We start from the raw sequence: 11,159 nt of genomic DNA on the forward strand, positions 1-11,159 counted from the left end.
GGGTTATGTGTCGAACACGAATTATGTGACCACCAGATCAGAGCGAGATTGGATGTGAGCAAGAGAGCCTATAACTTCTGTGCTGGCCCCGCGGCACTTCCTGAAGCAGTCCTGCAGCGTGCGCAGGGTGAACTCCTCGACTGGCATGGCAAAGGCCTCTCGGTCATGGAAATGAGCCATCGCAGCGATGAGTTCGTGTCCATTGCCACCAAGGCCGAGCAGGATCTGCGTGACCTGCTGGACATTCCGTCGGACTACAAGGTGCTGTTCCTGCAGGGCGGCGCCAGCCAGCAATTTGCCCAATTGCCGCTGAACCTGTTGCCCGAAGACGGGACTGCCGACTATATCGACACCGGTATCTGGTCGCAGAAGGCCATTGAAGAAGCCTCGCGCTACGGCAATATCAACGTGGCCGGTACGGCCAAGCCTTACGATTATTTCGCTATTCCAGGCCAGAATGAGTGGAAGCTGTCCAAGGACGCGTCCTACGTTCACTACGTGCAGAACGAAACCATCGGCGGCCTGGAATTCGACTGGGTGCCTGAAGTGGGTGATGTCCCGTTGGTGTGCGACATGTCCTCGGACATTCTCTCGCGCCCGATGGATGTGTCGCGCTACGGCATGATCTACGCCGGCGCACAGAAGAACATCGGTCCAAGCGGCATCCTGGTCAACATCATCCGTGAAGACCTGCTCGGGCGTGCTCGCTCGGTGTGCCCGACCATGCTCAACTACAAGGTCGCGGCCGACAACGGCTCGATGTACAACACCCCGCCGGCCTTTGCCTGGTACCTCTCGGGCCTGGTGTTCGAGTGGCTCAAGGAGCAGGGCGGTGTGGCTGCCATGGGCAAGCTCAACGAAGAGAAGAAGCGCACTCTGTACGACTTCATCGACGCCAGCGGCCTGTACAGCAACCCGATCAGCCTGAGCGCCCGCTCGTGGATGAACGTGCCGTTCCGCCTGGCCGACGACCGCCTGGACAAGCCATTTTTGGCCGGTGCCGACGAGCGTGGCCTGTTGAACCTCAAGGGCCATCGTTCGGTAGGCGGCATGCGCGCCTCGATCTACAACGCCGTCGACATCAATGCCATCAAGGCGCTGGTGGCCTACATGGCAGAGTTCGAAAAGGAACACGGCTAATGTCTGAGCAAGAACTCAAGGCCCTGCGTGTGCGCATTGACGCCCTGGACACCAAAGTCCTGGAGCTGATCAGTGAGCGGGCGCGGTGTGCCCAGGAAGTGGCGCGGGTCAAGATGGCCTCCCTGGCTGAAGGCGAAGTGCCGGTATTTTACCGTCCGGAGCGCGAAGCCCAGGTGCTCAAGCGCGTGATGGAGCGTAACCAGGGGCCGCTGGGCAATGAAGAAATGGCGCGCTTGTTTCGCGAGATCATGTCTTCGTGCCTGGCCCTTGAACAGCCCTTGAAAGTGGCTTACCTCGGCCCCGAGGGGACCTTCACCCAGGCGGCGGCCATGAAGCACTTCGGTCACGCAGTGATCAGCAAGCCGATGGCCGCCATCGACGAAGTGTTCCGTGAAGTGGCCGCTGGCGCAGTGAATTTTGGTGTGGTGCCGGTGGAAAACTCCACCGAGGGCGCAGTCAACCACACCCTCGACAGCTTCCTTGAACACGACATGGTGATCTGTGGCGAAGTCGAGCTGCGTATTCACCATCATTTGCTGGTGGGTGAAAACACCAAGACCGACAGCATCAGCCGCATTTACTCCCACGCCCAGTCCCTGGCCCAGTGCCGCAAGTGGCTGGATGCCCATTACCCGAATGTCGAGCGCGTGGCGGTGTCCAGCAACGCCGAAGCGGCCAAGCGGGTCAAGGGTGAGTGGAACTCGGCGGCGATTGCCGGGGATATGGCGGCTGGCCTGTACGGCCTGACGCGCCTGGCCGAGAAAATCGAGGATCGCCCGGATAACTCCACACGCTTTTTGATGATCGGCAACCAGGAAGTGCCTCCAACCGGCGACGACAAGACCTCGATCATTGTCTCAATGAGCAACAAGCCTGGCGCGCTGCATGAACTGCTGGTGCCGTTCCACGACAACGGGATAGACCTGACACGCATCGAGACGCGTCCTTCGCGCAGCGGTAAATGGACTTATGTGTTCTTTATCGACTTCGTCGGCCACCACCGTGATCCGCTGGTCAAGAGTGTGCTGGAGAAAATCAGTCAGGAAGCCGTGGCACTCAAGGTGCTGGGCTCTTACCCGAAAGCGGTTTTGTGAGGCTTTGACATGAGTGGCAACTTCCTCGCCCTGGCGCAGTCGGGCGTGCAACAACTCTCGCCTTACGTTCCGGGCAAGCCTGTGGACGAGTTGGCGCGCGAGTTGAATCTGGATCCGGCGAAGATCGTCAAGCTGGCGAGCAATGAAAACCCGTTGGGCCCAAGCCCCAAGGTGCTGGCCGCGATCCGTGAAGAATTGGCGGAGCTGACCCGTTATCCCGACGGTAACGGCTTTACGCTCAAGTCCCTGTTGGCCGAGCGCTGCCGGGTCGAGTTGAGCCAGGTCACCCTGGGCAACGGTTCCAACGACATCCTGGAGCTGGTGGCGCGTGCCTATCTGGCCCCTGGCCTGAACGCGGTATTCAGTGAGCACGCGTTTGCGGTGTATCCGATTGTCACCCAGGCGGTCGGTGCCGAGGCGCGGGTGATTGCGGCCAAGGACTGGGGGCATGACCTGCCGGCCATGCTGGCGGCCATTGATGCCCAGACCCGCGTGGTGTTTATCGCCAACCCGAACAATCCGACCGGTACCTGGTTCGGTGCCGACGCGCTGAACGAGTTCCTGCAGGATGTGCCTGAGCATGTGCTGGTGGTGTTGGACGAGGCTTACATCGAGTATGCCGAGGGCGGCGACCTGCCCGACGGCCTGGACTTCCTTGCGGCCTACCCGAACCTGCTGGTATCGCGCACCTTCTCCAAGGCCTATGGCCTGGCGTCGCTGCGGGTCGGCTACGGGTTATCCACAGCTGTCGTCGCGGATGTGCTGAATCGCGTGCGCCAGCCGTTCAACGTCAACAGCCTGGCATTGGCGGCGGCTTGTGCGGCGCTCAAGGATGCCGAGTACCTGGAAGAGGGGCGACGGATCAACGAAAGCGGCATGCAGCAGCTGCAGCAAGGCTTCCGCGAACTGGGTCTGAGCTGGATTGCGTCCAAGGGCAACTTTGTCTGCGTGGATCTCGCCCAAGAGGCCGCCCCGGTCTTCCAGGGTCTGCTGCGCGAAGGCGTGATCGTGCGTCCGGTGGCCAATTACGGCATGCCGAACCACTTGCGCATCACCATCGGTTTGCCGGCTGAAAACAGTCGCTTCCTTGAGGCGTTGGCCAAGGTCCTGGCCCGTGGTTGATGTGATTGCAATGCAACCTGCTGTGCCTGTGATCGGTCGCCTGGTGGTGGTCGGTCTGGGATTGATTGGCGGCTCCTTTGCCAAGGGCCTGCGCGAAAGCGGCCTGTGTGGCGAAGTGGTCGGTGTGGACCTGGACCCGCAATCGCGCCAGTTGGCGGTAGAGCTGGGGGTGGTGGACCGCTGTGAGGCGGACTTGGCCGTTGCCTGCCAGGGCGCTGATGTCATTCAGTTGGCGGTGCCGATCCTGGCCATGGAAAAACTGTTGGCGTTGTTGGCCGGCATGGATCTGGGGCAGGCGATCCTCACGGATGTCGGCAGCGCCAAGGGCAATGTAGTGCGCGCGGCGCGCCTGGCGTTTGGCGGCATGCCGGCGCGGTTCGTGCCGGGGCATCCGATTGCCGGTTCCGAGCAGAGTGGGGTGGAAGCGTCCAACTCCCAGCTGTTCCGGCGGCACAAGGTGATCCTCACGCCGCTGGCAGAAACCGACCCGGCGGCCCTGGCCGTGGTGGATCGGCTGTGGCGCGAACTGGGCGCGGATGTCGAGCATATGCAGGTCGAGCGCCATGATGAAGTGCTGGCGGCGACCAGCCATCTGCCGCATCTGCTGGCTTTTGGCCTGGTGGATTCTCTGGCCAAGCGCAACGAGAACCTGGAGATTTTCCGTTACGCCGCCGGCGGTTTTCGCGATTTCACGCGAATTGCCGGGAGCGATCCGGTGATGTGGCACGACATCTTTCTCGCCAACCGCGAGGCCGTGTTGCGCACCCTGGACACCTTTCGCAGTGACCTCGACGCCTTGCGCGACGCGGTCGATGCGGGAGATGGGCACCAGTTGCTGGGCGTCTTTACCCGGGCGCGAGTGGCGCGGGAGCACTTCAGCAAGATTCTCGCGCGCCGGGCGTATATGGATGCTGCCGCCAATGCGGATGATGTGGTGTTTGTCGCCAATCCGGGCGGGCAGTTGAGCGGCAATATCCGGGTGCCGGGGGATAAATCCATTTCCCATCGCTCGATCATGCTCGGGTCGCTGGCGGAGGGTATTACCGAGGTCGAAGGGTTTCTCGAGGGTGAAGATGCCCTGGCGACCCTGCAGGCGTTCCGCGACATGGGCGTGGTGATCGAGGGCCCGCACCATGGGCGGGTGACTATCCATGGCGTTGGCCTGCACGGCTTGAAGCCTGCGCCGGGTCCGATTTATCTCGGTAACTCGGGTACGTCCATGCGTCTGTTGTCCGGTTTATTGGCGGCGCAGCGTTTTGACAGCGTCCTGACCGGTGATGCCTCGCTGTCCAGGCGCCCGATGAATCGTGTGGCCAAGCCGTTGCGAGAAATGGGTGCGGTGATCGAGACCGGGCCCCAGGGGCAGCCGCCGCTGACTATTCGTGGCGGGCAGGTGCTCAAGGGTATGAATTACACGCTGCCGATGGCCAGTGCCCAGGTCAAATCCAGCCTGTTGCTGGCGGGGCTATACGCCGAAGGCCGGACGGCGGTGACCGAGCCTGCGCCCACCCGCGATCATACTGAGCGCATGTTGCGCGGTTTTGGTTGCCCGGTGGAGGTTAAGGGGGCGACGGCAGCGGTTGAGTCAGGTCATGGGTTGGTGGCAACCCGCATTGAGGTGCCGGGCGACATTTCCTCTTCGGCGTTTTTCCTTGTGGCGGCTTCGATTGCCGAGGGTTCCGAGTTGTTGTTGGAGCATGTGGGGATCAATCCGACCCGCACCGGGGTGATCGATATCCTGCGCCTGATGGGGGCAGACATTACCCTGGAAAACCCCCGTGAAGTGGGCGGCGAGCCGGTTGCAGACCTGCGTGTGCGCGCCGCACGGCTCAAGGGTATCGAGATTCCCCTGGCCCTGGTGCCCCTGGCTATCGACGAGTTCCCGGTGTTGTTTGTCGCCGCTGCCTGCGCCGAAGGGCGCACGGTATTGCGTGGCGCCGAAGAGTTGCGGGTCAAGGAGTCCGATCGCATCCAGGTGATGGCCGACGGTCTGCTGGCGCTGGGGGTGAAGTGTGTGCCGACCCCTGATGGGATTATCATTGATGGCGGCGGCATGACCGGTGGTGAGGTGCATGCCCACGGCGATCATCGGATTGCCATGGCATTCAGCGTGGCATCCCTGCGCGCCACTGCGCCGATTCGTATCCATGACTGTGCCAACGTAGCTACATCTTTTCCGAATTTTCTTACACTGTCTGCCCAAGTCGGCATGCGTGTTGCCCAAGAGGCTCAATTGTGAATATCAAAGCACCGGTGATTACCATCGACGGGCCAAGCGGCTCTGGCAAAGGCACTGTCGCGGGCCTGTTGGCCAAGCGCCTGGGTTGGTGCCTGCTGGATTCCGGGGCGTTGTATCGCCTGCTGGCTTTCGCGGCGCGCAATCACGGCGTCGACCTGACCAACGAAGCCTCGTTGGTGCTGCTGGCGGCGCACCTGGATGTGCAGTTCGTCGGTGCGACCGAAGGTCATGCGCTGCGCATTATCCTGGAAGGGGATGATGTGACGGATGATCTGCGCAACGAGCAGGTCGGCTCCTGGGCGTCCCAGGTTGCTGCGTTGCCTGCCGTGCGTGATGCATTGCTCCAGCGCCAGCGGGCTTTCCAGGAGCCGCCGGGCCTGGTGGCCGATGGTCGCGACATGGGCACCGTGGTGTTTCCCGAGGCGCCGCTGAAGATTTTCCTGACGGCCAGCGCCGAGGAGCGGGCGCGCCGCCGTTACTTGCAGTTGAAGGGCAAGGTGGATGGTGTTAGTCTGTCGAGTCTGCTAGATGAGATTCGTGCGCGCGATGAGCGCGACACCCAGCGTGCGGTAGCCCCGCTCAAACCGGCGGCTGACGCCATACAGCTGGATTCCACGGAATTGTCCATCGAGCAGGTGCTGGAACGCATCTTGAGTGAAATCGCCCTGCGCGATATCGCCGGATGACTTAGAGGAAGTGCAGGGGACCAGTCCTAGACCTGCGCTTCTTCTCTTATATGAACGTAACCCACACCGTCTGGGGTGTGGCAGATGGGCGTATTCTTCGCCCTTATCAACAGGAATTAAAATGAGCGAAAGCTTTGCGGAACTCTTTGAAGAAAGCCTAAAAACCCTGAATCTTCAGGCTGGCTCCATCATCACCGGTGTTATCGTTGATATCGATTACCAAGCTCGCTGGGTAACCGTTCACGCTGGTCTGAAGTCTGAAGCACTCATCCCGCTTGAGCAGTTCTACAACGACGCTGGCGACCTGACTATCAATGTCGGTGACGAAGTTCACGTTGCTCTGGACTCGGTTGAAGACGGCTTCGGTGAAACCAAGCTCTCCCGTGAAAAAGCCAAGCGCGCTGAATGCTGGATTGTTCTGGAAGCAGCCTTCGCAGCTGAAGAAGTGGTCAAGGGCGTTATCAACGGTAAGGTTAAAGGCGGCTTCACAGTCGACGTTAACGGCATCCGTGCGTTCCTGCCAGGTTCTTTGGTTGACGTTCGTCCAGTGCGCGACACCACGCACCTGGAAGGCAAAGAGCTCGAATTCAAGGTCATCAAGCTCGACCAGAAGCGCAACAACGTTGTCGTTTCCCGTCGCAGCGTCCTGGAAGCAGAGAACTCCGCCGAGCGTGAAGCTCTGCTGGAATCCCTGCAGGAAGGCCAACAAGTCAAAGGTATCGTCAAGAACCTCACCGATTACGGCGCATTCGTCGATCTGGGTGGCGTCGATGGCCTGCTGCACATTACCGACATGGCTTGGAAGCGCATCAAGCATCCTTCCGAAATCGTCAACGTTGGCGACGAGATCGATGTCAAGGTTCTGAAATACGATCGCGAGCGCAACCGTGTTTCCCTGGGCCTGAAGCAACTGGGTGAAGATCCATGGGTTGCTATCAAAGCCCGTTACCCAGAAAGCACTCGCGTAACCGCGCGTGTTACCAACCTGACCGACTACGGCTGCTTCGCAGAGCTGGAAGAAGGCGTGGAAGGCCTGGTACACGTTTCCGAAATGGACTGGACCAACAAGAACATCCACCCTTCGAAAGTCGTACAAGTCGGCGACGAAGTGGAAGTTATGGTTCTGGACATCGACGAAGAGCGTCGTCGTATCTCCCTGGGCATCAAGCAGTGCAAATCTAACCCATGGGAAGATTTCTCTGGCCAGTTCAACAAGGGCGATAAAATCTCCGGCACCATCAAGTCGATCACCGATTTCGGTATCTTCATTGGTCTGGACGGCGGTATCGACGGCCTGGTTCACCTGTCCGACATCTCCTGGAACGAAGTTGGCGAAGAAGCTGTTCGTCGTTTCAAGAAGGGCGACGAGCTGGACACCGTTATCCTGTCGGTTGACCCAGAGCGCGAGCGCATCTCCCTGGGTATCAAGCAACTGGAAAGCGATCCGTTCTCCGAGTACGTTCAAGAGAACGACAAGGGTGCAATCGTTAAAGGCATCGTGAAGGAAGTTGACGCTAAAGGCGCCATCATCACTTTGGGTGACGATATCGAAGCGACTCTGAAAGCCTCCGAAATCAGCCGTGATCGCGTTGAAGACGCGCGTAACGTTCTGAAAGAAGGCCAGGAAGTAGAAGCCAAGATCATCAGCGTTGACCGCAAGAGCCGCGTAATCCAACTCTCCATCAAGTCGAAAGACGAGATCGAAGAGAAAGAAGCAATCCAGAGCCTGCGCGACAAGCCAGCTACCTCTGACATTGCTTCGGGTCCGACCACTCTGGGCGACCTGTTGCGTGCACAGATGGAAAAACAGAACTAAGTTCTGTCAGACCATAGAAAAAGGGCGACTTCGGTCGCCCTTTTTTGTGTCTGGAATTTGGGTTTTGCCCTTGGGTGCGATTGGTCTACGCAATGGGGGCGGGCTGAGGCTGCGTACGGGCTTAGGGTTGCTGATTCCGGCACTGACAGCGGTTTGTCGGTAAGACGTCTGCTGTGGCTTCCTGGGGGCTATCTGCTGTTATCGCGGATTCTGTGAGGGCTGCCATAGTTTGCGCAAGATAAGTCAAGCCACAGGCTGTTCAAATTCATCTGGTCATGCTAAAACCTTCGGAGCGCTTTTCCTAGCTGCTTGAAAAAGAAGGGAAAAATATGACGAAGTCGGAGTTGATCGAACGAATTGTCACCCATCAAGGGCTGCTCTCATCCAAGGATGTGGAGTTGGCCATCAAGACCATGCTTGAACAAATGTCCCAGTGCCTGGCCACGGGTGACCGAATAGAGATCCGCGGCTTTGGTAGCTTTTCGCTGCACTACCGCGCACCACGCGTGGGCCGCAACCCAAAAACCGGCCAGTCGGTCAGCCTTGACGGCAAATTCGTGCCCCATTTCAAGCCGGGCAAGGAATTGCGTGATCGAGTGAACGAAGACGAAGAAGACGGCGTCTGAGCTTTTTTGGGGATAGGAGAAGTTTATGCGCGGTGTTAAGCGCGTCGCCCTGGTACTGATAGTGCTGATCGTCGCCTTGGCGATCCTGGCATTCGTACTGGAAAACCAGCAAGACGTCGCCCTGGCGTTCTTGGGGTGGTCTACGCCGGAGCTGCCGGTGTCGGTGTTTGTGACGTTGGCGTTGATTGTTGGGATGTTGGTGGGGCCGGTCCTCGGCTTGCTGATTCGACCCAGAAAACGTCAGACCCCAGCGTTGTAGGGTTGATCTCGTGGTGGAGACCGTCTGTCGCCTGTAGCGCGCTGGTGCTACGGGCTGCGATGCGTTGAGCGCTGCTGTGCCGTCGGGAAGTAATGGCTTTAGGGCTCCCTATAATCATTTATCGTGCAATTGAGTCGCGAAATAGGAATTGCCTGCAGGCATGTCTAGTTTTGCAATCTACGACGAGATTGCGGTCATTTTGTGTGGCATCTGCCTGGCAGCGAAGCTGGGCTATTTGGTCGCCCCTCATAAATATAAAAAACCACAAGGTCGTCTGCATAACGAGCCCGCAGTTTCTCTTTGAGGGTAGGGTTTTGTTGTGCGTAGGAGCTTCCGCGCGCCCCCGATTTTTTGGTCCGGAGAGATTGACCTTGTTGCACGTTCTCAGGCTATCTGGAAGCGGAAAGAGTGAGTCATGGTCTTGCTGCGCCTCCTCAATACGAAGTCAGTAGTATGTTGCGCCCGGCTGCAATTAACGGACTGAATTTTTTGAATCGCTCCGAGATTTATACGCTTCCTTCTGGTGACGCTCTCGTCAGAGTGGGGGCTTCATTGAAATCCTCCGATACTCACTTGGGGTTTTCCGCTCAAACCAGAAGCTGTTCGAGGCCTTTGAGCAGCCTGGCCGGACCTTGAGGCAGAGTTTCGAGGAGTTTAATCGTGACCCTATTGAGCTCATTTTGCCCGATCCCAAGAAGGTCGACTTCCTCAGTGAACTGCCCCCGCTTCCGTAGACATTTTCCAGCCTCAAAGTGAGGCACTTTCAAAGGCCTCAGGACTGACGCCGCCCAGGTGACTGTGACGACGCGTTCGGTTGTAAAACGCCTCAATGTAATCGAATACGTCGGCACGGGCCATGTCCCGGGTTTTGTAGATCCTCTTGCGGATGCGTTCTTTTTTCAGGCTACTGAAAAAAGACTCAGCCACGGCATTGTCCCAGCAGTTTCCTCGGCGGCTCATACTCGGCTCGAGGTGGTTGGCCAGACAAAAACGTTTCCAGTCATCGCTACCATATTGGCTACCCTGGTCCGAATGCACGATGACTCTGGTTTTGGGTTTACGGCGCCATACCGTCATGAGCAGCGCGTCCAGCGCCAGCTCCTTGCCTAGCGTTGGCTTCATTGACCAGCCGACCACCTTGCGAGCGTAGAGATCCAGTACGACAGCCAGATATAGCCATCCCTGCCACGTTCGGATGTAAGTGATATCGGTCACCCAAGCCTTATTAGGGGCATCGACAGTGAAGGCCCGGTTAAGTCGATTGGGGGCAATGATCGATGGTCTGCCTTTGATTGCGCGCGGGGCTTTATATCCTCTGAGCGCCTTGATTTTATTGGTGCGCATCAGTGCCGCGACACGGTGCTTGCCGCAACTTTCTCCAGCCTCGCGCAAGTCAGCAAACACCCGCCGTGCGCCATACACACCTCGACTGGCCGCATAGGAGTCGCGGATCAGCCCTAACAGCCGACCATTCTCTTTTTCGCGGTCAGAAACAGGCTTGTGTAGCCATTGATAGAACCCGGCACGAGCAACTTGCAAAACCCGGCACAGCGTAGTGATCGCGTATTGATGCCGATGCTCGTTCATAAAGCGGTATTTCACTCGGGTTCCCTGGCGAAGTACCGCGCTGCTTTTTTTAATATGTCGCGCTCTTCTTCCAAGCGTCGCATTTGGGCTCGCAGCCGCAAAATCTCACTTTTGGCTTCGAGCAACTCGCTGGCCTGTTTCTCGGTTTTGTCAGGCGTCACGGCTTTGACCCATTTGTAGAGGCTGTGGGTCGAAACGCCGAGGCGCTCGGCTGTTTCCGCAACGGAGTATCCGCGTTCAATAACTTGCCTCACGGCTTCTGCCTTGAATTCCGGCGTGAATCGTTGGGTGCTCATAAACTTCCTCCTATGCTCAAAGCATAGGCTGGAGATGTCTACGATGCCGGGGGCAGTCCACAGTGCTTATATCAAGCTTGTGATGATTTATTCGAGAGGCGTTGATGGCGTCGCCATTCTGAATGGTTTCACCTATTACGCGATTGCCACGGAGCGTTCCGATCGTCGTGAAAACGCGGACCTGTTCCAGACGGGGGTGTAGCCGGCTCGTGCGAAGGAGCCCGGCTCGCCAACCCAGGTGGGTAGCGATGCAGGTTTGAACAAGCCGTCGATCCGCAATGTCTTCCCCAGGCA

Annotated in this window: 9 protein-coding genes; 8 read left to right on the forward strand and 1 reads right to left on the reverse strand. The window is 58.5% G+C overall.

The window, feature by feature from the left end; genetic code table 11:
- Positions 1 to 54: 54 nt before the first annotated feature.
- From serC to HU773_RS09920, 8 genes are all read left to right on the forward strand, one after another.
- Positions 55 to 1,140, forward strand: coding sequence for a 3-phosphoserine/phosphohydroxythreonine transaminase (serC, locus tag HU773_RS09885; RefSeq protein ID WP_128593801.1), 1,086 nt, complete (start codon positions 55 to 57; stop codon positions 1,138 to 1,140).
- The gene (gene pheA, locus HU773_RS09890) at positions 1,140 to 2,234 is read left to right on the forward strand and encodes a prephenate dehydratase (RefSeq protein ID WP_025113086.1); all 1,095 of its coding nucleotides are present in this window, start codon (positions 1,140 to 1,142) and stop codon (positions 2,232 to 2,234) included. The genes serC and pheA overlap by 1 nt, the downstream gene beginning before the upstream one ends.
- A 9-nt stretch (positions 2,235 to 2,243) precedes the next feature.
- Positions 2,244 to 3,356: a histidinol-phosphate transaminase gene (gene hisC, locus HU773_RS09895; RefSeq protein ID WP_186626157.1), complete on the forward strand. Its 1,113-nt coding sequence runs from the start codon at positions 2,244 to 2,246 to the stop codon at positions 3,354 to 3,356.
- 28 nt (positions 3,357 to 3,384) lie between these two features.
- The gene (locus HU773_RS09900; protein WP_264083209.1) at positions 3,385 to 5,595 is read left to right on the forward strand and encodes a bifunctional prephenate dehydrogenase/3-phosphoshikimate 1-carboxyvinyltransferase; all 2,211 of its coding nucleotides are present in this window, start codon (positions 3,385 to 3,387) and stop codon (positions 5,593 to 5,595) included.
- Positions 5,592 to 6,281 (forward strand): (d)CMP kinase, encoded by a 690-nt coding sequence (cmk, locus tag HU773_RS09905; RefSeq protein WP_057439220.1) that lies wholly within the window; start codon positions 5,592 to 5,594, stop codon positions 6,279 to 6,281. The genes HU773_RS09900 and cmk overlap by 4 nt, the downstream gene beginning before the upstream one ends.
- A 121-nt stretch (positions 6,282 to 6,402) precedes the next feature.
- Positions 6,403 to 8,097, forward strand: a complete 1,695-nt coding sequence (gene rpsA, locus HU773_RS09910; RefSeq protein WP_029298694.1) for a 30S ribosomal protein S1 — start codon at positions 6,403 to 6,405, stop codon at positions 8,095 to 8,097.
- A gap of 329 nt (positions 8,098 to 8,426) precedes the next feature.
- On the forward strand, positions 8,427 to 8,723 hold the full coding sequence (gene ihfB, locus HU773_RS09915) for an integration host factor subunit beta (RefSeq protein WP_032888918.1): 297 nt from the start codon (positions 8,427 to 8,429) through the stop codon (positions 8,721 to 8,723).
- A 25-nt stretch (positions 8,724 to 8,748) separates the two neighbouring features.
- Positions 8,749 to 8,982, forward strand: a complete 234-nt coding sequence (locus tag HU773_RS09920; protein WP_120732339.1) for a LapA family protein — start codon at positions 8,749 to 8,751, stop codon at positions 8,980 to 8,982.
- A 747-nt stretch (positions 8,983 to 9,729) separates the two neighbouring features.
- On the opposite strand, the gene HU773_RS09925 is transcribed toward HU773_RS09920, so the two are convergent.
- Positions 9,730 to 10,865, reverse strand: a protein-coding gene (locus HU773_RS09925) for an IS3 family transposase (protein ID WP_202883632.1) whose coding sequence is annotated in 2 segments (ribosomal slippage) — positions 9,730 to 10,613 and positions 10,613 to 10,865 — 1,137 coding nt in all. Because the reading frame shifts where the segments join, the coding sequence is not laid out codon by codon here.
- Positions 10,866 to 11,159 lie beyond the last annotated feature (294 nt).

It is taken from the genome of Pseudomonas shahriarae, from assembly GCF_014268455.2.
Lineage (GTDB): Bacteria > Pseudomonadota > Gammaproteobacteria > Pseudomonadales > Pseudomonadaceae > Aquipseudomonas > Aquipseudomonas shahriarae.